Here is a 21,535-nt window from a genome sequence, read left to right as displayed (position 1 = left end):
GTGGGAGCGAGCCTGCTCGCGATGGCGTCGTGTCAGTCAACATCAGTGCTGCTGAACCACCGCCATCGCGAGCAAGCTCGCTCCCACAGTGGATCGTTGCCAAGCCCTCGGGCTACGCCGCCTGCTGGAACTGCTGCCGATACTGGTTCGGCGACAGGTCGGTATGTTGCCGGAACAGCCGGGCGAAAAAGCTCGCGTCGTCGTAGCCGACTTCATAGCTGATGGTCTTGATGCTCTTGCGGCTGCCGGAGAGCAGGCCCTTGGCGGTTTCGATCCGCAGCCGTTGCAGGTAATGCAGCGGTTTGTCGCCAGTGGCGGTCTGGAAGCGGCGCATGAAGTTGCGGATGCTCATGCCATGTTCCCGGGCAACGTCCTCGAAGCGGAATTTATCGGCGAAGTGCTCTTCGAGCCATTGCTGGATCTGCAGGATGATCACGTCCTGGTGCAGTTTCTGCCCGCCGAAGCCGATCCGCCCAGGCGAATAGCTGCGTTGCACCTCATACAGGATGTCCCGCGCCACGGCCTGGGCGACGTTGGCGCCACAGAAGCGTTCGATGAGGTAAATGTAGAGGTCGCAGGCTGAGGTCGTGCCGCCGGCGCAGAACAGGTTGTCGGCGTCGGTCAGGTGCTTGTCCTGGTTCAGGTATACCTGGGGGAAGCGCTCCTTGAAGGCATTGAAGAAACGCCAGTAGGTGGTGGCTTCCTTGCCGTCGAGCAGCCCGGCCTCCGCCAGCCAGAACACCCCGGTGGCTTCGCCGCAGAGTACCGCACCGCGCGCGTGTTGTTCGCGCAGCCAAGGCAGGACCTGGGGATAACGTTGGCAGAGGGTGGCGAAATCGTCCCAGAAGGCCGGCAGGATGATGACATCGGTGTTTTCCAGGCCGCCGTCCACCGGCATGATCACATCGCTGAAGCTGTTCACCGGTTTGCCATCGGGGCTGACCAGCCGGGTTTCAAACGCCGGCGTCAGGCCGTGGCCCAGTTGTTTGCCATAGCGCAGGCTGGCCAGGTGGAAAAAATCCTTGGCTTGCATGAGGGTGGAGGCGAAGACCCGGTCGATTGCCAGGATGCTGACGCGCCGCAAGGGCGTGGAGGCGTGCATAGACATAATTCATCTTTATTTTTATAGGGGAAAGTGGTCAACAGACGGCTGGATCGTCTTATTTTTTGTCGGATGTGTCCAGTGTCCTGTCGTACCCTGCAGGCTTAGGCTCTGTCGGATAACCACGCCCAACAATAACCAAAGGTGCGCCATGATCCCAAGAACACTGTTCAGTCCCGAGCACGAGTTGTTTCGCGACAGCGTACGAACCTTCCTTGAAAAAGAAGCCGTGCCGTACCACAGCCAGTGGGAAAAACAGGGGCATGTCGATCGCCAGCTCTGGAACAAGGCAGGGGAGGCGGGCATGTTGTGCTCGCACCTCCCGGAAGCCTATGGGGGGCTGGACGCAGATTTTCTCTACAGCACGGTGGTGATCGAGGAGATCGGCCGCCTGGGGCTGACAGGGATTGGCTTCTCGCTGCATTCCGACATCGTCGCACCGTACATCCTGCATTACGGCAGCGAAGCGTTGAAACATAAGTACCTGCCGAAGCTGGTGTCTGGCGAAATGGTCACGGCCATCGCCATGACCGAGCCGGGCGCCGGTTCCGACCTGCAAGGGGTGAAGACCACGGCGGTGCTGGACGGCGATGAATATGTCATCAATGGCTCGAAGACCTTCATCACCAACGGCTTCCTGGCAGACCTGGTGATCGTGGTCGCCAAGACCGATCCGAAGGCCGGCGCCAAGGGCACCAGCCTGTTCCTGGTGGAGGCGGGTACGCCGGGCTTTGAAAAGGGCAAGCGCCTGGAAAAAGTCGGCATGAAGGCCCAGGACACGTCGGAACTGTTCTTCCAGGATGTCCGCGTGCCGAAGGAGAACCTGCTCGGGCAGGCCGGCATGGGCTTCGCCTACTTGATGCAGGAGCTGCCCCAGGAGCGCCTGACCGTCGCCATCGGCGGCCTGGCTTCGGCCGAAGCGGCGCTGCAATGGACCCTGGACTACACCCGCGAGCGCAAGGCGTTCGGCAAATCCATCGCAGACTTCCAGAACACCCGTTTCAAGCTCGCGGAAATGGCCACCGAAATCCAGATCGGCCGGGTCTTCGTCGACCGTTGCCTGGAATTGCACCTGCAAGGCAAGCTGGACGTGCCGACGGCGGCGATGGCCAAGTACTGGGGCACCGACCTGCAATGCAAGGTGCTCGACGAGTGCGTGCAGTTGCATGGCGGCTACGGCTTCATGTGGGAATACCCGATTGCCCGGGCGTGGGCGGATGCGCGGGTGCAGCGGATCTATGCCGGGACCAATGAGATCATGAAGGAGATCATTGCGCGGTCGCTTTGATGCAGTGGTGAGCTTGGGTCCGCTATCGCGAGCAAGCTCGCTCCCACAGGGGAGTCGTGTCTGATCGCTATTTTGTGATCAACATCGAACCCCTGTGGGAGCGAGCTTGCTCGCGATGAGGCCTACGGATCAAGGCGCCGGGTTCGGCTGATCCTTGTGAATCGCCTCGATCCCCGCCAGCACTTCATCCGACAGTTTCAGGTCGAAGCTGGCGATATTGCTGTCCAGTTGCTCCAGCGTAGTGGCGCCAATGATGTTGCTGGTCACGAACGGCTGCCGGGTGACGAACGCCAGGGCCATCTGCGCCGGGTCCAGGCCATGTTCGCGGGCCAGGGCCACATAACGGCTGCACGCCGCTTCCGATTGCGGGTTGAAGTAACGCATGAAGCGGCTGTACAGCGTCAGGCGGCCCTTGGCTGGCCGTGCGCCGTTTTCGTATTTGCCCGACAGAAAGCCGAACGCCAGCGGCGAATAAGCCAGCAAGCCGCATTGCTCGCGAATGGCGATTTCCGACAGGCCGATCTCGAAGCTGCGGTTGAGCAGGTTGTACGGGTTCTGGATCGACACCGCCCGCGGCCAGCCACGGGCCTCGGCCAGGGCAAGGAACTTCATGGTGCCCCACGGCGTTTCGTTGGACAGGCCGATATGGCGGATCTTGCCGGCGCGAACCTGTTCGTCCAGGGCTTCGAGGGTTTCCTCCAGCGGGGTGAACGTTTCGTCGGCATTGTGCTGGTAGCCCAGTTGACCAAAGAAGTTGGTGCTGCGCTCCGGCCAATGCAGCTGGTAGAGATCGATCCAGTCGGTCTGCAGGCGCTTGAGGCTGGCGTCCACGGCTTCGACGATGTGGCGGCGGTTGTGCTTGAGGTTCTTGTCGCGGATGTAGTCGATGGTGTTGCCGGGGCCGGCGATCTTGCTCGCCAGGATCCAGTCGGCACGATCGCCGCGACTCTTGAAGTAATTGCCGATGTAGCGCTCGGTGGTGGCGTAGGTTTCGGCCTTGGGTGGCACCGGGTACATCTCGGCGGTGTCGATGAAATTGATGCCGGCAGCCTTGGCGCGTTCGATCTGGGCGAAGGCCTCGGCCTCGCTGTTCTGCTCACCCCAGGTCATGGTTCCGAGGCACAGGGCACTCACGTTCAGGTCGGTACGGCCTAGCGGGCGATAGTCCATCGGGAACTCCTTGGGCAAAACAATCATAAAAGCAGGTTGAAATATTTTTCGCAATCTGCATAATTGCGCACCTCTTTCTGCAGTGGAAGTGATGCGCCGCCGCCGAAGAATCTTGCCGTTGAACGGACGCGCCGACCCGAGCCCCCGAAAGCGTCTGTATCCGGCTGCCTTTGACTTGTCAAAGTACGCACTATTCAGTAAGATCCGCCGTCTAATTTACAGGGCGGCCCCTGAGGCTATAAAGAATGAAAACTTTTACTGCTAAACCGGAAACAGTAAAGCGCGACTGGTTTGTCGTCGACGCTGCTGGTCAGACCCTGGGTCGTCTGGCCACCGAAATCGCGAGCCGTCTGCGTGGCAAGCACAAGCCTGAGTACACCCCTCACGTTGACACCGGTGACTACATCGTCGTGATCAACGCTGAGCAAGTACGTGTTACTGGCGCTAAAACCACTGACAAAATGTACTACTCCCACTCCGGTTTTCCTGGCGGCATCAAGTCGATCAACTTTGAAAAGCTGATCGCCAAAGCCCCTGAGCGCGTGATCGAGACCGCGGTTAAAGGCATGCTGCCTAAAAACCCACTGGGTCGCGACATGTATCGTAAGCTGAAGGTTTATGCGGGCGCTGCTCACCCTCATACTGCTCAGCAGCCCCAAGAACTGAAGTTTTAACGGAATAGTTCATTATGTCGGCGACTCAAAATTACGGCACTGGCCGTCGCAAGACTGCAACCGCACGCGTTTTCCTGCGTCCGGGCACTGGTAACATCTCCATCAACAACCGCTCCCTGGATAACTTCTTCGGCCGCGAAACTGCCCGCATGGTAGTTCGTCAGCCGCTGGAACTGACCGAGACCGTCGAAAAATTCGACATCTACGTCACTGTTATCGGTGGTGGTGTAAGTGGTCAGGCTGGCGCAATCCGCCACGGCATCACTCGCGCCCTGATGGATTACGACGAGACTCTGCGTGGTGCTCTGCGCAAAGCCGGCTTCGTAACTCGCGATGCTCGCGAAGTTGAACGTAAGAAAGTCGGTCTGCGTAAAGCGCGTAAGCGTCCGCAGTACTCGAAGCGTTAATTTCGCTTCCGCTTTCAAAAGGCGCCCAGTTCCTCACGGAGCTGGGCGTTTTTTTATGGGCAAAAGAATTGCTCTGTGACAACTTGCCACATTCGTAGAGCCCCTATACTACAAGGCTTGGCGGTTTGGCCGCTTGGTAATTACCTTGTCAGAATTGGGGCTTTTCATTACCATTCGGCAAAATTTTTATAAGTTCAGATTTTTACTTAGTAGACGCCTGATCTAACAGGCCACAAAGCTGATGGGAGAGGACTGAATGAGCAATGACGGCGTGAATGCAGGCCGGCGTCGCTTCCTGGTAGCAGCCACATCCGTGGTGGGTGCTGCAGGAGCGGTGGGGGCTGCGGTCCCGTTCGTGGGGTCATGGTTTCCCAGTGCCAAGGCGAAAGCCGCAGGTGCACCGGTGAAAGTGAATGTCAGCAAGATCGAGCCAGGCCAGCAGATGATTGCTGAGTGGCGCGGCCAGCCGGTGTTCATCGTCCGCCGTACAGAGGAAATCCTGGGGAATCTGAAGAAGATCGAGGGTCAGTTGTCCGACCCTTCCTCCAAGAACTCGGTCCAACCGGAGTACGTCAATCCTGAAACGCGTTCGATCAAGCCAGAGGTTTTGCTGCTGATCGGGATCTGTACGCACCTGGGTTGCTCGCCAACGTTCCGTCCTGAAGTGGCTCCTGCCGATCTGGGCAAGGACTGGGTCGGTGGTTATTTCTGCCCTTGCCACGGCTCCCACTACGACCTGGCTGGTCGCGTCTACAAGTCGCAGCCTGCACCTCTGAACCTGCCAGTTCCCCCGCATTCCTATGAGACCGACGACATCATTGTCATCGGCGTCGATACGGAGAAAGCGTGATGAGCAAATTCATGGATTGGGTTGATGCGCGCTTTCCCGCGACCAAAATGTGGGAAGACCATCTCAGCAAGTATTACGCTCCGAAGAACTTCAACTTCTTCTACTTCTTTGGCTCCCTGGCGCTGCTCGTTCTGGTCAACCAGATCGTTACCGGTGTCTGGCTGACCATGAGCTACACCCCGTCGGCGGAAGAAGCGTTTGCTTCCGTCGAATACATCATGCGCGACGTCGAGTACGGCTCGATCCTGCGTCTGCTGCACTCTACCGGCGCTTCGGCGTTCTTCATCGTGGTCTACCTGCACATGTTCCGTGGCCTGCTCTACGGTTCGTACCAGAAGCCTCGTGAGCTGGTGTGGGTCTTCGGCATGCTGATCTACCTGGCGCTGATGGCCGAGGCCTTCATGGGCTACCTGCTGCCGTGGGGCCAGATGTCCTACTGGGGTGCCCAGGTGATCATCTCGCTGTTCGGTGCGATCCCGGTCATCGGTGACGACCTGACCCAGTGGATTCGTGGTGACTACCTGATCTCGGGCATTACCCTGAACCGCTTCTTCGCCCTGCACGTGGTCGCGCTGCCGATCGTGATCCTCGGCCTGGTGGTGTTGCACATCCTGGCCTTGCACGAAGTTGGCTCGAACAACCCGGATGGCGTGGACATCAAGAAGCACAAGGACGAGAACGGCGTACCGCTGGATGGCATCGCCTTCCACCCGTACTACACCGTGAAAGATATCGTCGGCGTGGTGGTCTTCCTGTTCATCTTCTGCTCCATCGTGTTCTTCTTCCCGGAAATGGGTGGTTACTTCCTCGAGAAGCCGAACTTCGAGCAGGCGAACGCGTTCAAGACGCCTGCGCATATTGCTCCAGTTTGGTATTTCACGCCGTTCTACGCGATCCTTCGGGCTATTCCGGACAAGCTGATGGGTGTTATCGCCATGGGCGCAGCCATCGCCGTGCTGTTCGTCTTGCCGTGGTTGGATCGCAGTCCGGTCAAGTCGATGCGCTACAAAGGCTGGCTGAGCAAGATCTGGCTTTGGGTATTCTGCATCTCGTTCGTGATCCTGGGTGTGCTTGGGGTGCTGGCTCCGACGCCGGAGCGTACGCTGCTCTCGCAGGTCTGCACGTTCCTGTATTTCGCCTACTTCATTCTGATGCCGTTCTACACCAGGCTCGAGAAGACCAAACCGGTTCCGGAAAGGGTGACTGGCTGATGAAAAAGTTATTTGCAGTTTTGATTCTGACTGTGCTTCCTGCTGTCTCTTTTGCCAACACGCTTGAGCCTGAGCTTGAAAAGGTTGAAATTGACGTCGCTGATAAGGCCGCCTTGCAAGATGGTGCGCGTACATTTGCCAACTATTGCATGGGCTGTCACAGCACGAAGTTCCAGCGCTATGAGCGCGTAGCCAAAGATTTGGATATCCCCGCAGATATCATGCAGAGCCATCTGATATTCACTGGTGCCAAAATCGGTGATCACATGGAGATCGGCATGCGGCCGGCAGACGCCAAGACCTGGTTCGGCGCCGCGCCGCCAGACCTGACCCTGGTGGCGCGTGTGCGTGGTACTGACTGGCTCTACGGTTACCTGCGTTCGTTCTACGAAGATCCTGCGCGTCCATGGGGCGTGAACAACAAGGTCTTCCCGAACGTCGGCATGCCTAACGTACTGGTCGGCCTCCAAGGGCGCCAGGTGGTAGGCTGCAAACAGGTTCAGATCGTTGAGGGCGGTAAAAAGCAATTCGATCCGCTGACCGGCACCGCTTTGACTCATGAAGCCTGCGACCAGCTGACTGTATTGCCGAACACCGGCAGCCTGACTCCGGAGCAGTTCGACGAGAAGGTCAAGAACCTTGTGACCTTCCTGGCCTACTCGGCCAACCCGGTGAAGCTGGAGCATCAGCGCATCGGTACCTATGTATTGCTGTACCTGGCGTTCTTCTTCGTATTCGCTTACCTGCTCAAGCGTGAATACTGGAAAGACGTGCATTGATAAAGCTGTAAGCCGTTGCTGTTAATCGTGCGCGCCCAAGGGCGTCTCTAATGTAACGAGCCTGGCCAGCCAGGTGTTACGGGAGATGCCCTCTGGGCGCGCTCGTTTTTCCGTTTTTCGATAATTTCAACAAGCGAGGAGGATCGCCATGGGCGTGACCAATCGGTTGGCCTGTTACTCCGACCCCGCCGACCACTATTCCCACCGGGTACGCATCGTACTGGCAGAGAAGGGTGTCAGCGCCGAGATCATTTACGTCGAAGCGGGCCGTCAGCCGCCGAAGCTGATCGAGGTGAACCCTTATGGCAGCCTGCCCACACTGGTCGATCGTGACCTGGCGTTGTGGGAGTCGACCGTGGTGATGGAATATCTGGATGAGCGTTATCCGCATCCACCTTTACTGCCGGTGTACCCTGTCGCGCGGGCCAACAGCCGTTTGCTGATCCATCGCATCCAGCGTGACTGGTGCGGGTTGGTGGATCTGATCCTGGATTCTCGGACCAAGGAGCCGGCGCGGGTCGTGGCACGCAAGGAATTGCGTGAAAGCCTGACTGGCGTATCGCCGCTATTCGTCGATAAGCCGTTTTTCCTCAGTGAGGAACAAAGTCTGGTGGATTGCTGCCTATTGCCCATACTCTGGCGTTTGCCGATTCTGGGTATCGAACTGCCGCGGCCTGCCAAGCCGCTGCTTGATTATATGGAGCGCCAATTCGCGCGTGAGGCTTTCCAGGCGAGTCTGTCTGGCGTCGAACGTGACATGCGCTAAGGCTTAGGGAGCCGCTATGAACTCCAGTCGACCTTATCTGGTCCGCGCGCTCTACGAGTGGATTGTGGACAACGATTGCACCCCGCACATGCTGGTCAACGCCGAGTTTCCGTCGGTGCAGGTGCCGCAGGGTTTTGCCAATGACGGGCAAATTGTCTTGAACGTGTCGCCAGCCGCTGTGCGTCACTTGCATATGGATAACGACGCCGTCAGCTTCGAAGGGCGCTTCGGTGGCGTGCCGCACACTTTGTACGTGCCTATTGCTGCGATCCTGGGGATTTATGCTCGGGAGAATGGCCAGGGCATGGTGTTTGAGCTGGAAGCGCCGCTTGATGGCGAAGAAGAGTTCGAGCCGGATGATGACCTGCCGCCACCGGATGACGAGCCGCCGCGTCCTAGCGGGCGGCCGAGTCTGAAAGTGGTGAAGTAGGGAGATATGTGCCAGATACAGGCTGTTTGAAAGCTTGGTGACCTGGTTAAGAAAATGCCCGTATCGTGAGATGTGGGCATTTTTTTTGTGTCATGGTTGGTGTGTATATCCGTTTCTGCGGTAACGGATATACACACCAACCAACCAACCAACCAACCAACCAACCAACCAACCAAAACGAAGCGATAAAAAAACGGCGCCTTCCTTTCCAGGAAAAAGCGCCGTTCTTGTACCTGCATTTATATCAGTCAATGTACTCAAACAACTTGACGATTTTCTGCACCCCGGACACACCCTGCACCAAGTTGGTCGCCTGCGCAGCCTCTTTCTTGGTCAACAACCCCAGCAAATAGACAATGCCATTCTCAGTCACTACCTTGATACGCGAGCCGGGAATGCTGGCGTCGGTGAGCATCTGGGTCTTGATCTTGGTGGTCAGCCAGGCGTCGTTCTGGCGCGCCAGCAGCGAGGAGGGTTGCAGGACCTGCAGTTCGTTATGCACGGTCTTGACCCGTTGCACGGCGCTGGCTTCCTGTTCGGCCTTGGCCTTGAGGTCGGCGCGTGGGGTCTGGCCGGCCAGCAGTACGACGCCGTTGAAGCTGGTGACGACGATGTGCGAGTTGTTGTCCAGGTCCGGGTCGGCCTTGGCAATGTTCACGCCGACCTTGGTTTCAATCAGGGAGTCGTCGATCTTGCTGCCGAAGGTGCGGGTGCCGCGATCGTCTTCAATCGGCTTTTCCCGGCTGGCGTTAACCACCGATGTGCAGCCGCTGATGCCGAGGCACAGGGTCAGGGCCAGAAGGCCTAGGCGATTAGGGGTCATTCTTCACTCCCGAACAGTTGGCTGTCGATCAAGTCGCAAAGACAGTGGATCGCCAGCAGGTGGACTTCCTGGATACGTGCGGTGACATTGGCCGGTACGCGGATCTCGACGTCTTCTGGCAATAGCAGGGACGCCATGCCGCCGCCGTCACGACCGGTCAATGCTACGACAATCATTTCGCGATCATGTGCGGCCTGGATCGCTTGAATAATATTGGCCGAGTTACCGCTGGTGGAAATCGCCAGCAGCACATCGCCGGGTTGGCCCAGGGCGCGGATCTGTTTGGAGAATACTTCGTTGTAGCTGTAGTCGTTGGCGATCGAGGTGATCGTCGAGCTGTCTGTGGTCAGGGCGATCGCCGGCAGGCTCGGGCGCTCGCGTTCGAAGCGGTTGAGCAGTTCCGAAGAGAAGTGCTGGGCGTCGCCGGCCGAGCCGCCATTGCCGCACGAAAGCATCTTGCCCTCGTTGAGCAGGGCGTTGACCATCACTTGGCTGGCTTGCTCGATGTGCGGTGCAAGTACGTCCATCGCCTGTTGCTTGGTGTCGATACTGGCCTGAAAAAGCTGGCGAATTCGCGATTGCATGTCCATCTGTGTGACCTTAAGTAGCGCGGCTTATCGGCACAAACATGTGCGGCGCGCAAAGCAAAGAGCAAAAAAGTTAGGTGAAGGTGTCCGGTTCGGCATGGGCGCTCAACTGTCGAAGGCGTTCTGCAGCCAGTTCAACTGGGCGGCGTTGCTGTCGATGGCAACCACGTCGAAGCGGCAGGGATGATCGGCCCAGCGAGGCTCGCGTTGCAGAAAATACTGCGCGGCGAAAACCAGCTTCTGGCGCTTGCGCTCGTCAATGCTGTCGAGCGCGCCACCCCATTGAGTATTTTTTCTGTAGCGGACTTCGACGAATACTACTGTATCGCCGTCAAGCATGACCAGATCAAGCTCGCCGCGTTTGCACAACCAGTTCTGCGCCACCAGCCGCAGGCCTTGTTGCTGGAGATGCGCGAGGGCTTGGCCCTCGGCATCCCGTCCGCTTTGCTGGCGTGATCGGTCGGGCATCAGCGCTGGGTATCCGGCAGGCGCTGCACCTGGCCATTGACGAACTCGGCCCAAGGCAGTTGACGCTGTACGCGCTGGGTTGGAGACACTGCCAGGCTGCCCGACAGGCCTTCGATGCGGCTGTCCGGCAACGTCTTGAGCTGGCCCAGGCGTGGTGCCAGGCGATAGGCGTCTACACCCATCGCGTACAACCGGCCCAGGCTGCTACCCGCCTGTGGCCACTGTGCGGTGACCTGCTTGCGCAGCGGGTCATTGGCGTCGAGCAGCCAAGGGGTTTCGCAGAAGCGGATACCGCTCATGTCGTTGTACTGGTTCTGGTCGCCGCTGGCGCTGAACACTGAAGACGTCGCGTAGACCGGCACATCACCCGCGTACTGGAAGTTCAGGGTCGGCTTGATCTGCTGGGCCTGTTGCGGCGTCGAGGCCAGGAAGATGAACTCGATGTCCTGGCGACGGGACGGCTGGGCCGCGACCGTGGTGCCGACGGTGCTTTGCAGGCTCTTGGCGCGACCTTCGCTCTGGCGCAGTTGGAACATGTCGGCGATCTGCTGGGCCAGTTGCACCGGCTGGTCGACCCGTTCGATTGCGATGATGGTGCCGCCATTGGCCTGCCAGTCCTGGCTGAAGGCTTTCAGGACGCGATCGCCCCATTCACCCTTCGGTACCATGGCGGCGGCGCGATGCAGGCCATCGGCGCGGGCGCGACGGGAGACTTCGCGGGCTTCATCCTCGGGGGCCAGGCCGAACTGGAACAGTTGCGGTGGCCCTTGTTCGCCTTCGCTGTAGTTCAGCGCCAGGGTGGTGATCGGCAGTTGCGGGCGGGTGCTGATCTGCTTGACCAGGGGTTTTTCCAGCGGTCCGACTACCAGTTGCACGCCGTCGGCCTGGGCCTTGCGATAGAACTCGTCCATGGAGGTCAGGCTGGAGCTGTCATAGAACTGGATGCTTGGCGGCTTCTGACCGGCCTGTTGGGCCTGGTAGTGCGCGGCCATGAAGCCCTCACGCAAGGCCTTGGCAACCGCAGCCAACTGGCCATTCTGTGGCAGCAGCAGGGCGATCTTGCTCAGCGGCTGGCTCGCCAGCTCCTTGAGCTTGACCAGGGGTGTCGGCAGTTGCAGGGCGGCAGGGTGCTTCGGGTTCTGTTCGCGCCAGTGGTCGATGGCCGCCTGCTGTTGTTCCAGGGTGCCGGCGGTCTTGACGGCCTGGGCCAGGCTCAGCCAGCCGCCAAGGTCGTCGTTGGAGCTTGGCTGCAACTGGTCGGTGGGCAGCGAGGCGATCAACGACCAGATGGCTTCGTGGTTTTTTGCCGCAGCGTCGTTTTCCAACAGGGGCGCGATGAAAATGCGCTCCTTGGCGGCGGCCAGGGTCTGGCCATCGGCCTCCAGGGCGCGGGCGCGGACGGTACCGGTGCGAACCTGTTGCTCCACCGGCATTTCGCTCAGGTGTTGCAGGCTTGGGTGGCTCAGGGCGGTCAGTGCCGCCTTGGGCTGGTTGCGGGTCATCGCCAGTTCAGCCGACAGCGTGCTGGCGAAAATCTGCTGGCCGGGCTTGAGTTGTTCCATCGGCACTTGTTGCAGGATCTGTGCGGACTGGCCGGCATTGCCCTGACGGTAGGCCAGGTCGGCAGCGCTCAGGCGCAGCAGGGCGGCTTTTTCCGGATTTTTGCTTTGAGTGGCCTGTTCGAGCAACTGCTCGATACTGGCATCCGGGGTGCGTGGAAGTTCGCCAAGGCTGGACGAGGGCGAGCTGGCGCAAGCCGCCAGGAGGGCAGCGAGGCAGAGGGCGGAGAGCAGCCGCAGGCAAGCGATCATGTAAGTGTTCCTGATACGAGATCAAATTAGCGTCGAATTGTACCCAAGCACTGGCCGGGGCGCGATGTTAGTGGTGTGAATCGATCAATTTAGGTATTTCAAAGAGTGCGGGGCAACACAAAAGGCCGTCAGAGCGTCCTGCACTGTCGTCGCTCAAGGACGAACAGCCGAGACCGCCGCTACACGCTACAATGGCGGTTTTTACCGATCATGAGGTATGTGTCTTGACTGCTCCAGGTGCTTTGAATTCCGCTGCCGGCTCGCTTTATGTGGTGGCGACGCCCATCGGCAACCTGGACGATATCAGTGCCCGGGCGCTGAAAATCCTGCAGGAAGTTGCTTTGATCGCAGCCGAAGACACGCGTCACTCCCAGCGCCTGCTGCAGCATTTCGGCATTTCCACGCCGTTGGCGGCCTGTCATGAACACAATGAACGGGATGAAGGCAGTCGTTTCATTACCCGGCTGCTGGCGGGCGATAACGTCGCGCTGATTTCCGATGCCGGTACGCCACTGATTTCCGACCCTGGCTATCATCTGGTGCGCCAGGCCCGGGCGGCGGGCATCAGCGTGGTGCCGGTGCCAGGGGCTTGTGCATTGATCGCAGCGCTGTCGGCGGCGGGTCTGCCGTCGGACCGTTTCATCTTCGAGGGTTTCCTGCCAGCCAAGGCGGTGGGGCGACGGGCGCGCCTGGAGGCTATAAAGGAAGAACCACGCACGCTGATCTTCTATGAGGCGCCGCACCGCATTCTGGAATGCCTGCAAGACATGGAGCTGGTGTTCGGCGCCGAGCGCCCGGCGTTGCTGGCTCGTGAGTTGACCAAGACCTTCGAAACCCTCAAGGGGTTGCCGTTGGCAGAGCTGCGGGCGTTTGTCGAAAGCGACAGCAACCAGCAGCGCGGCGAGTGTGTCGTGCTGGTGGCCGGGTGGACAGCCCCGGAAAGTGAAGACGCTGTCAGCAGCGAAGCGATGCGCATCCTGAACCTGCTACTCGAAGAAATGCCGCTCAAGCGTGCTGCGGCCCTTGCGGCGCAGATCACTGGCGAGCGCAAGAATGTGCTGTACCAGGTCGCACTGGAAAAACAGAAGGATCAGTGAAAGCGGGACGCAGGGCTGGCCCAAGGCTTTTAGCGCTTGTTCTTCAAGCGCTCTACCGTTAACCTTCGCGGCGGAGAGTCGATCGGACAGTCGCTGCCCTCTATGAGAATTAGGGGGGGGAGGAAAGTCCGGGCTCCATAGGGCGAAGTGCCAGGTAATGCCTGGGAGGCGTGAGCCTACGGAAAGTGCCACAGAAAATAACCGCCTAAGCGCTTCGGCGCCGGTAAGGGTGAAAAGGTGCGGTAAGAGCGCACCGCACGTCTGGCAACAGTTCGTGGCTAGGTAAACCCCACTTGGAGCAAGACCAAATAGGGTCCCAAGGCGTGGCCCGCGCTGGGACCGGGTAGGTTGCTAAAGATGTCCAGTGATGGCCATCGTAGACGAATGACTGTTCAAGACAGAACCCGGCTTACAGATCGACTCTCCACCTTTTTCCCTCCCTGCCGGAATCACTGGCAGACGCAGTTCCTAATACCAAAAAAATCTTACTCTTAATAAATCACTTTAACTTGTGCGCGCAGCTTCCTGTGCTCATTCGGGTTGAGGCGAAAATTCCTACGTCAGATTCTTGTTACCCCTCCTGAAACGCTCCTAAATCTCCGATCTATAAGGCTTTTCCTTCAATCCGCGCCTTGACGGTGCGGTGGGCGCATTCCTATAGTGTGCGCAAGTGGCGGAAAGTGGCATGAAGTGGGTTTTTTTGAAGGTAAAACGCCAAAAAGTGGAGAAACGCAGACGTGTTTCGCGGAGCTAACGCTATCAGTCTCGATGCAAAAGGCCGTCTCGCCATGCCGAGCCGGTATCGTGACGAGCTCGTTTCGCGAAGTTCGGGGCAGTTAATCGTCACGATCGACGCCGTTGACCCATGTTTGTGTGTTTACCCTCTTGATGAGTGGGAAATCATCGAAACCAAACTGCGCGCACTGCCTTCGTTGCGTGAAGAAAATCGCCGTCTGCAACGCTTGCTGATCGGTAATGCCGTCGACCTCGAACTCGATGGCAGCGGTCGTTTCCTGGTTCCACCGCGCCTGCGCGAGTACGCCAAGCTGGACAAGCGCGCGATGCTGGTGGGCCAACTGAACAAGTTCCAGCTGTGGGACGAAGATGCCTGGAATGCGGTTTCTGCCGCTGACCTCGCTGCTATTCAACAACCGGGCGCCATGCCTGATGAACTGCGTGATTTGATCCTGTGACTATTGATAGCGGCTTTAACCACATCACCGTACTGCTTGACGAAGCCGTCGAGGCTCTCGCCGTACGTCCTGATGGCTGCTATCTGGACGGTACGTTCGGGCGTGGCGGACACAGCCGGTTGATTCTCAGCAAGCTCGGTCCGGGTGGTCGGTTGCTGGGGTTCGACAAGGATCCTCAAGCGATTGCCACCGGGCAAGCGCTGGCGGCCGAAGACGGCCGCTTTGTCATTGTGCAACGCAGCTTTGCCGAGCTGGCTTCGGAAGTCGCCGAGCGTGGCCTAGCCGGCAAGGTCAGTGGCGTGCTGCTCGACCTGGGCGTGTCTTCGCCGCAGTTGGACGACCCGGAGCGCGGCTTCAGTTTCCTCAATGACGGCCCGCTGGACATGCGCATGGACCCGTCCCGTGGCATCAGCGCCGCCGAATTCGTCAACACTGCTCCGGTGGAAGAAATCGCTCGCGTCTTCAAGGAATACGGTGAAGAGCGTTTCTCCGGCCGTATGGCCCGTGCCGTGGTCGAGCGGCGCGACATCAAGCCATTTGAGCGCACCGGCGACCTGGCCGAGGTGCTGAAAGTTGCCAATCCGGCTTGGGAAAAGGGCAAGAACCCGGCGACCCGTGCGTTCCAGGGCTTGCGCATCCACGTCAATAACGAGCTGGGCGATCTGGAAGTCGGTCTCGAAGCGGCGCTTGAAGCGCTGGAGATTGGCGGTCGGCTGGTGGTGATCAGCTTCCATTCCCTGGAAGACCGCATCGTCAAGCTGTTCATGCGCAAACTCACCAAGGGCGAAGCCGATAACCTGCCGCGCAACCTGCCGGTGCGTTTCGAAGCCTTCGTGCCAAAAATCAAGATCCATGGCAAGGCGCAGTTCGCCTCCGAGGCTGAACTCAAGGCCAACCCACGTGCCCGTAGCGCCGTCATGCGTGTCGCGGAGAAGTTGCGGTGAGCAAGCTCTTCGCCAAGCCACTGCCCGGCGGCAGCTTTTTCATGCTGCTGCTGTTTATCGGCGTGCTCGTGTCGGCCATCGGCGTGTCCTATAGCGCGCACTGGAACCGGCAGCTTCTCAATTCCCTTTACAACGAGCTGAGCGTGCGCGACAAGGCGCAGGCCGAATGGGGCCGGTTGATCCTGGAGCAGAGCACCTGGACCGCCCATAGCCGTATCGAAGTATTGGCCACCGAGCAGCTGAAAATGCGCATTCCCGGCGCCGCCGAAGTGCAGATGGTGGCGCCATGATGAAACTCGAAGGGGCGCTGTTCCCGTGGCGGTTTCGTCTGGTCCTGGGTTTGCTCGGGATCATGGTGGCGGCGATTTCGTGGCGCATCATCGACCTGCAGGTCGTCGACCGTGATTTCCTCAAGGGTCAGGGCGATGCGCGCAGTGTCCGGCATATTCCGATCCCGGCTCACCGAGGCTTGATCACCGACCGCAATGGCGAACCCCTGGCCGTGAGCACCCCGGTGACCACCTTGTGGGCCAACGCCAAGGAAATGCAGCTGGCCAAGGAAAAATGGCCGGCACTGGCCGCGGCCCTCGGGCAGGATCCCAAGGCCCTGGCCGAGCGCCTCGAAGCCCAGGCCAACAAGGAATTCATTTATCTGGTGCGCGGCCTGACGCCCGAGCAGGGCCAGAGCGTGCTCGACCTGAAAGTACCCGGTGTCTACGGCATTGAAGAGTTCCGGCGTTTCTACCCGGCTGGTGAAGTCACGGCCCACATGGTCGGGTTTACCGACATCGATGACCGAGGGCGCGAAGGTGTCGAACTGGCCTATGACGAATGGCTCGCCGGGGTCGCCGGTAAGCGCCAGGTCATCAAGGACCGGCGCGGCAGGCTGATCAAGGATGTCCAAGTCACCAAAAACGCCAAGGCCGGCAAGCCCTTGGCGTTGTCCATTGATCTGCGCCTGCAATACCTGGCCAACCGTGAGCTGCGCAATGCCATCGTCGAGAACGGTGCCAAGGCCGGCAGCCTGGTGATCATGGACGTGAAGACCGGCGAGATCCTGGCGATGGTCAACCAGCCGACCTACAACCCGAACAACCGTCGCAACCTGCAACCGGCGATGATGCGCAACCGCGCGATGATCGACGTGTTCGAGCCCGGTTCGACCATGAAAGCCGTGTCCATGGCCGCCGCCCTGGAAACCGGGCGCTGGAAACCGAGCGACACCGTCGAGGTGTACCCGGGCACCCTGCAGATCGGCAAGTACACCATCCGCGACGTGTCCAAGACCGAAGGCCCGGTGCTCGACCTGACCGGCATCCTGATCAACTCCAGTAACGTGGGCATGAGCAAGATCGCCTTCGATATCGGCGGTGAGACGATTTATCGCCTGGCCCAGAAAATCGGCCTCGGCCAGGACACCGGCCTGGGCTTCCCGGGCGAGCGTGTCGGCAACCTGCCGAACTACCGTGACTGGCGCAAGGCTGAAACCGCCACGTTGTCCTATGGCTATGGTGTTTCCGTGACGGCGATCCAACTGGTCCACGCGTTCTCTGCGCTGGCCAACAATGGCCGTATCGCCCCGCTGACCCTGATCAAGACCGACAAGGCGCCGCAGACCACCCAAGTGATCCCGGAGAACGTCGCCAAGACCATGCAGGGCATGCTGCAACAGGTGATCGAGGCGCCGCGCGGTGTCTATCGCGCCCAGGTGCCGGCCTATCACGTGGCAGGCAAATCGGGTACGGCCCGTAAGACCTCCGTGGGCACCAAAGGCTACGCCGAGAACTCCTACCGTTCGCTGTTTGCCGGCTTCGGCCCGATGAGCGACCCGCGCTATGCCATCGTCGTGGTCATCGATGAACCGAGCAAGGCAGGCTACTTCGGTGGCCTGGTTTCGGCGCCAGTGTTCAGCAAAGTGATGTCCGGCACCCTGCGCCTGATGAACATTACCCCGGATAACCTGCCGCCGACCCAGCAGGCCAATACCGCACCGGTCGTTCCCTTGAAAGCCGAAGGAGGGCGTGGCTGATGTCCCTGAGCCTGAACAAGATTTTTGCCCACGCCGGTCACGATCTGCTGATTCGTGAGCTGGCCCTGGACAGCCGCAATGTCCGCGCCGGGGATTTGTTCCTGGCGGTGCCGGGTGCCCGTTTCGATGGTCGCGACCATATTGCCGATGCCCTGAAGCGTGGCGCGGCTGCCGTGGCTTATGAAGTGCAAGGCGCGACAGTGCTGCCGATCACCGACGTTCCGCTGATTCCGGTCAAGGGCCTGGCGGCGCAGCTGTCGGACATCGCCGGGCGATTCTATGGCGACCCGAGCCGTCACCTGAACCTGGTGGGCGTGACCGGCACCAACGGCAAGACCAGCGTGACCCAACTGGTGGCCCAGGCCCTCGACCTGCTCGGCCAGCATTGCGGCATTGTCGGGACCCTGGGCAACGGCTTCCATGGCGCGCTGGAAAGCGGACTGCACACCACGCCGAACCCGATTGCCGTGCAAGCGACCCTGGCGGACCTGAAAAAGGCTGGTGCCAAGGCCGTTGCGATGGAAGTCTCTTCCCATGGTTTGGACCAGGGCCGTGTGACCGCGCTGGCGTTCGATGTCGCGGTGTTGACCAACCTGTCCCGGGATCACCTGGATTATCACGGCACCATGCAGGCCTACGGTGAAGCCAAGGCCAAGCTGTTTGCCTGGAATGACCTGAAGTGCCGGGTCATCAACCTCGATGACGAATTCGGTCGGCAACTGGCTGCCGAAAAGCGCGAGTCGCGGTTGATCACCTACAGCCTGGAAGATGCCGGCGCCTATCTTTATGTACGCCAGGCGCAATTCAATGACGAAGGCGTGCGCGCCACCTTGGTCACGCCCCAGGGCGAGCACCATTTGCGCAGCACCTTGCTCGGCCGTTTCAACCTGAGCAACGTATTGGCGGCCATCGGTGCCTTGCTCGGCCTGGACTACGCGCTGGACGAAATTCTCAAGGTCTTGCCGAAGCTCGAGGGCCCGGCCGGTCGCATGCAGCGTTTGGGCGGTGGGACTCAACCACTGGTGGTGGTCGATTACGCCCATACCCCCGACGCGTTGGAAAAAGTTCTCACGGCCCTGCGTCCTCACGCCAAGGGCAAGTTGCTGTGCCTGTTCGGCTGCGGTGGCGATCGTGATCGCGGCAAGCGTCCGCTGATGGCCGAGGTGGTGGAGCGGCTGGCAGACGGCGTGCTGGTCACCGACGACAACCCTCGTACCGAAGACCCGCAGCGGATTTTCGACGACATCCGCGCCGGTTTTATGGCTGTGGATAACGTCACCTTCGTGGCTGGTCGCGGCCAGGCTATTGCCCAGTTGATCGCCAGTGCCTCGGCGGACGATGTCATCGTCCTGGCCGGCAAGGGTCATGAGGACTATCAGGAAATCAACGGCGAACGCCATGCTTTCTCCGACCTGGTGGAAGCCGATCATGCCCTGACCGCGTGGGAGGTGGCCCATGCTTAAGGCCCTGAAGCTCAGCGAACTGACCAGCGCTCTGAATGCGCGCCTCATCGCCGCGGACGCCACGTTCGACGGCGTCAGCATCGACAGTCGGGCGATCGCGCCGGGGCAATTGTTCGTCGCCCTGGCTGGGCCGCGCTTCGATGGTCACGATTACTTGAACGAGGTCGCCGCCAAAGGTGCGGTCGCGGCCCTGGTCGAGCGCGAAGTGACCAACAGCACGCTGCCGCAATTGCTCGTCAACGACACCCGCCAGGCCCTGGGCCAGCTCGGTGCGCTGAACCGCGCGGCATATGGCAACCCGGTCGCAGCCATCACCGGCTCCAGCGGCAAGACCACGGTCAAGGAAATGCTGGCCAGCATTCTGCGCACCCGTGGTCCGGTGCTGGCGACTCGCGGCAACCTGAACAATGACCTTGGGGTGCCGCTGACCCTGCTGGAGCTGGCGCCGGAACACAGCGCCGCGGTCATCGAACTGGGCGCTTCGCGGCTCGGCGAGATTGCCTACACCGTGGGCATGACCAAGCCTCATGTGGCGGTGCTCAACAACGCCGGGACTGCTCACGTCGGCGAGTTCGGCGGCCCGGAAAAAATCGTCGAGGCCAAGGGCGAGATCATCGAGGGGCTGGATGCCGATGGCGTCGCCGTGCTGAATCTCGACGACAAGGCCTTCGAAATCTGGAAGACCCGGGCGGGCGAGCGCAAGGTGCTGACCTTTGCCCTGAGCAATCTCGCCGCGAATTTCTACGCCAGCGACCTGGACCGCGATGCTCGCGGTTGCCCGGCCTTCAACCTGCACAGCCCGGATGGCGCCGAGCGGGTGCAGTTGAACCTGCTTGGCACCCATAACGTTGCCAACGCCCTGGCCGCGGCGGCTGCCGCCCATGCGCTGGGCGTGTCGCTGCCGGGCATCGTCGCCGGGTTGAACGCCGTGCAGCCAGTCAAGGGGCGCTCCGTCGCGCAACTGGCCAGCAACGGTATGCGCGTGATCGACGACACCTATAACGCCAACCCGTCGTCCATGTGCGCGGCCGTGGATATCCTCGCCGGTTTCTCCGGCCGTACCGTATTGGTGCTGGGGGATATCGGTGAACTGGGCGAGTGGGCGCAACAGGGGCATCACGACGTCGGTGCCTATGCGCGCGGCAAGGTCGACGCGCTGTATGCGGTCGGCCCGATGATGGCCCATGCGGTCGCCGCGTTTGGCGAGCACGCACGGCATTTCACCACTCAGGCCGAACTGATCCAGGCCCTGGGCGCCGAGCAGGATCCGAACACCACCTTATTGATCAAGGGCTCACGCAGCGCAGCGATGGAAAACATCGTCGCGGCGCTGTGCGGCGCCTCCACGGAGAAACATTAATGCTGCTGCTGCTAGCGGAGTACCTGCAACAGTTCCACAAAGGCTTCGCGGTCTTCCAGTACTTGACCCTGCGCGGGATCCTGGGTGTGCTGACCGCGCTGTCGTTGTCGCTGTTCCTGGGCCCGTGGATGATCCGCACCCTGCAGAACCTGCAAATCGGCCAGTCGGTACGTAACGACGGCCCGCAATCGCACCTGTCCAAATCCGGCACCCCGACCATGGGCGGCGCGCTGATCCTATCGTCCATCGGCATCAGCACCTTGCTCTGGGCCGACCTGGCGAACCGGTATGTCTGGGTCGTGCTGCTGGTGACCTTGCTCTTTGGCGCCATCGGCTGGGTCGACGACTACCGCAAGGTCATCGAGAAGAACTCCCGTGGGCTGCCAAGCCGCTGGAAGTATTTCTGGCAGTCGGTGTTCGGCCTCGGCGCGGCGATCTTCCTTTATATGACCGCCGCCTCGCCGGTGGAGACCACCCTGATCCTGCCGATGCTCAAGGACTACAGCATCCCGCTGGGCGCAGGTTTCATCGTGCTGACCTACCTGGTGATCGTCGGTTCGAGCAACGCGGTCAACCTCACCGACGGCCTTGATGGCCTCGCGATCATGCCCACGGTCATGGTCGGCGGTGCGCTGGGGATCTTCTGCTACCTGTCGGGTAACGTGAAATTCGCTGAGTACCTGCTGATCCCTTATGTGCCGGGGGCAGGCGAGTTGATCGTGTTCTGCGGTGCGCTGATCGGTGCCGGCCTGGGCTTCCTGTGGTTCAACACCTACCCGGCACAAGTCTTCATGGGCGACGTCGGCGCGCTGGCGCTGGGCGCGGCCCTGGGCACCATCGCTGTCATCGTGCGCCAGGAAATCGTCCTGTTCATCATGGGCGGTGTGTTCGTGATGGAGACCCTGTCAGTCGTCATTCAGGTTGCTTCCTTTAAATTGACCGGCCGCCGCGTATTCCGCATGGCGCCGATCCACCACCACTTTGAACTCAAGGGCTGGCCCGAGCCGCGCGTGATCGTCCGTTTCTGGATCATCACCGTGATTCTGGTGCTGATCGGCCTTGCCACCCTGAAGCTGAGGTAGA

The 21,535-nt window shown here is 60.2% G+C and carries 22 protein-coding genes and 1 other RNA gene; 17 read left to right on the top strand and 6 right to left on the bottom strand.

Annotation, left to right across the window (positions count from 1 at the left end):
• Window positions 1-112: 112 nt before the first annotated feature.
• Window positions 113-1,009, bottom strand: coding sequence for a GlxA family transcriptional regulator (locus KI235_RS24810; RefSeq protein ID WP_172681420.1), 897 nt, complete (start codon window positions 1,007-1,009; stop codon window positions 113-115).
• 244 nt (window positions 1,010-1,253) lie between these two features.
• Between KI235_RS24810 and KI235_RS24805 the strand changes: the two genes are divergently transcribed.
• Window positions 1,254-2,390, top strand: a complete 1,137-nt coding sequence (locus KI235_RS24805) for an acyl-CoA dehydrogenase family protein (RefSeq protein ID WP_003205367.1) — start codon at window positions 1,254-1,256, stop codon at window positions 2,388-2,390.
• 129 nt (window positions 2,391-2,519) lie between these two features.
• Here the strand turns inward: KI235_RS24805 and KI235_RS24800 are convergent, their stop codons facing one another.
• On the bottom strand, window positions 2,520-3,560 hold the full coding sequence (locus KI235_RS24800) for an NADP(H)-dependent aldo-keto reductase (protein ID WP_003205366.1): 1,041 nt from the start codon (window positions 3,558-3,560) through the stop codon (window positions 2,520-2,522).
• Window positions 3,561-3,805: 245 nt separating this feature from the next.
• Between KI235_RS24800 and rplM the strand changes: the two genes are divergently transcribed.
• The 7 genes from rplM to KI235_RS24765 all read left to right on the top strand — a co-directional run bounded on the left by rplM (window position 3,806) and on the right by KI235_RS24765 (window position 8,677).
• Window positions 3,806-4,234: a 50S ribosomal protein L13 gene (gene rplM / locus KI235_RS24795; protein WP_003205365.1), complete on the top strand. Its 429-nt coding sequence runs from the start codon at window positions 3,806-3,808 to the stop codon at window positions 4,232-4,234.
• Between the two features lie 14 nt (window positions 4,235-4,248).
• On the top strand, window positions 4,249-4,641 hold the full coding sequence (gene rpsI, locus KI235_RS24790; RefSeq protein ID WP_003205364.1) for a 30S ribosomal protein S9: 393 nt from the start codon (window positions 4,249-4,251) through the stop codon (window positions 4,639-4,641).
• 256 nt (window positions 4,642-4,897) lie between these two features.
• Window positions 4,898-5,491 (top strand): ubiquinol-cytochrome c reductase iron-sulfur subunit, encoded by a 594-nt coding sequence (gene petA, locus KI235_RS24785; RefSeq protein WP_003205363.1) that lies wholly within the window; start codon window positions 4,898-4,900, stop codon window positions 5,489-5,491.
• Entirely contained in the window at window positions 5,491-6,702 is a 1,212-nt protein-coding gene (locus tag KI235_RS24780) for a cytochrome bc complex cytochrome b subunit (RefSeq protein ID WP_028236658.1), read from the top strand. The genes petA and KI235_RS24780 overlap by 1 nt, the downstream gene beginning before the upstream one ends.
• The gene (locus KI235_RS24775) at window positions 6,702-7,481 is read left to right on the top strand and encodes a cytochrome c1 (protein ID WP_028236659.1); all 780 of its coding nucleotides are present in this window, start codon (window positions 6,702-6,704) and stop codon (window positions 7,479-7,481) included. The genes KI235_RS24780 and KI235_RS24775 overlap by 1 nt, the downstream gene beginning before the upstream one ends.
• Before the next feature lie 148 nt (window positions 7,482-7,629).
• Window positions 7,630-8,247 (top strand): glutathione S-transferase N-terminal domain-containing protein, encoded by a 618-nt coding sequence (locus KI235_RS24770; protein ID WP_003178195.1) that lies wholly within the window; start codon window positions 7,630-7,632, stop codon window positions 8,245-8,247.
• 16 nt (window positions 8,248-8,263) lie between these two features.
• The gene (locus tag KI235_RS24765) at window positions 8,264-8,677 is read left to right on the top strand and encodes a ClpXP protease specificity-enhancing factor (protein ID WP_003205360.1); all 414 of its coding nucleotides are present in this window, start codon (window positions 8,264-8,266) and stop codon (window positions 8,675-8,677) included.
• A 244-nt stretch (window positions 8,678-8,921) separates the two neighbouring features.
• Here the strand turns inward: KI235_RS24765 and KI235_RS24760 are convergent, their stop codons facing one another.
• The 4 genes from KI235_RS24760 to KI235_RS24745 form a co-directional block, all read right to left on the bottom strand.
• Window positions 8,922-9,500 (bottom strand): BON domain-containing protein, encoded by a 579-nt coding sequence (locus KI235_RS24760; protein ID WP_003178201.1) that lies wholly within the window; start codon window positions 9,498-9,500, stop codon window positions 8,922-8,924.
• Window positions 9,497-10,090, bottom strand: a complete 594-nt coding sequence (locus KI235_RS24755; protein WP_007928463.1) for a phosphoheptose isomerase — start codon at window positions 10,088-10,090, stop codon at window positions 9,497-9,499. The genes KI235_RS24760 and KI235_RS24755 overlap by 4 nt, the downstream gene beginning before the upstream one ends.
• A gap of 102 nt (window positions 10,091-10,192) precedes the next feature.
• Entirely contained in the window at window positions 10,193-10,555 is a 363-nt protein-coding gene (locus KI235_RS24750) for a YraN family protein (RefSeq protein WP_003205358.1), read from the bottom strand.
• Window positions 10,555-12,366: a penicillin-binding protein activator gene (locus KI235_RS24745; RefSeq protein WP_003205357.1), complete on the bottom strand. Its 1,812-nt coding sequence runs from the start codon at window positions 12,364-12,366 to the stop codon at window positions 10,555-10,557. Before KI235_RS24745 ends, KI235_RS24750 begins: the two co-directional genes overlap by 1 nt.
• 191 nt (window positions 12,367-12,557) lie before the next feature.
• Here KI235_RS24745 and rsmI point away from each other — a divergent pair, with 191 nt between their 5' ends.
• The 9 genes from rsmI to mraY all read left to right on the top strand — a co-directional run bounded on the left by rsmI (window position 12,558) and on the right by mraY (window position 21,534).
• Window positions 12,558-13,463, top strand: coding sequence for a 16S rRNA (cytidine(1402)-2'-O)-methyltransferase (rsmI, locus tag KI235_RS24740; RefSeq protein ID WP_080561008.1), 906 nt, complete (start codon window positions 12,558-12,560; stop codon window positions 13,461-13,463).
• A gap of 74 nt (window positions 13,464-13,537) precedes the next feature.
• Window positions 13,538-13,891, top strand: an RNA gene (gene rnpB, locus KI235_RS24735) — RNase P RNA component class A.
• 309 nt (window positions 13,892-14,200) lie between these two features.
• Window positions 14,201-14,656, top strand: a complete 456-nt coding sequence (mraZ, locus tag KI235_RS24730) for a division/cell wall cluster transcriptional repressor MraZ (protein ID WP_003205355.1) — start codon at window positions 14,201-14,203, stop codon at window positions 14,654-14,656.
• A gap of 2 nt (window positions 14,657-14,658) precedes the next feature.
• Window positions 14,659-15,600 (top strand): 16S rRNA (cytosine(1402)-N(4))-methyltransferase RsmH, encoded by a 942-nt coding sequence (gene rsmH, locus KI235_RS24725; protein WP_085983271.1) that lies wholly within the window; start codon window positions 14,659-14,661, stop codon window positions 15,598-15,600.
• Window positions 15,597-15,890, top strand: a complete 294-nt coding sequence (gene ftsL, locus KI235_RS24720) for a cell division protein FtsL (RefSeq protein WP_003205353.1) — start codon at window positions 15,597-15,599, stop codon at window positions 15,888-15,890. The genes rsmH and ftsL overlap by 4 nt, the downstream gene beginning before the upstream one ends.
• Window positions 15,890-17,629: a penicillin-binding protein 2 gene (locus KI235_RS24715; protein ID WP_162893922.1), complete on the top strand. Its 1,740-nt coding sequence runs from the start codon at window positions 15,890-15,892 to the stop codon at window positions 17,627-17,629. Before ftsL ends, KI235_RS24715 begins: the two co-directional genes overlap by 1 nt.
• Window positions 17,629-19,092 carry a UDP-N-acetylmuramoyl-L-alanyl-D-glutamate--2,6-diaminopimelate ligase gene (locus KI235_RS24710; RefSeq protein ID WP_003205351.1) on the top strand — a complete coding sequence of 488 codons (1,464 nt, stop codon included), beginning with the start codon at window positions 17,629-17,631 and terminating at the stop codon, window positions 19,090-19,092. The genes KI235_RS24715 and KI235_RS24710 overlap by 1 nt, the downstream gene beginning before the upstream one ends.
• Entirely contained in the window at window positions 19,085-20,452 is a 1,368-nt protein-coding gene (gene murF, locus KI235_RS24705) for a UDP-N-acetylmuramoyl-tripeptide--D-alanyl-D-alanine ligase (protein WP_003205350.1), read from the top strand. The genes KI235_RS24710 and murF overlap by 8 nt, the downstream gene beginning before the upstream one ends.
• Complete coding sequence (gene mraY, locus KI235_RS24700) at window positions 20,452-21,534, top strand: phospho-N-acetylmuramoyl-pentapeptide-transferase (RefSeq protein WP_003205349.1); 1,083 nt, start codon at window positions 20,452-20,454, stop codon at window positions 21,532-21,534. Before murF ends, mraY begins: the two co-directional genes overlap by 1 nt.
• Window position 21,535 lies beyond the last annotated feature (1 nt).

It is taken from the genome of Pseudomonas sp. St386, assembly GCF_018325865.1.
Taxonomy (GTDB): domain Bacteria; phylum Pseudomonadota; class Gammaproteobacteria; order Pseudomonadales; family Pseudomonadaceae; genus Aquipseudomonas; species Aquipseudomonas brassicacearum.
The sequence above is the reverse complement of the archived record's forward strand: the minus strand, read 5'-3'. Positions and strand labels throughout refer to the sequence as shown.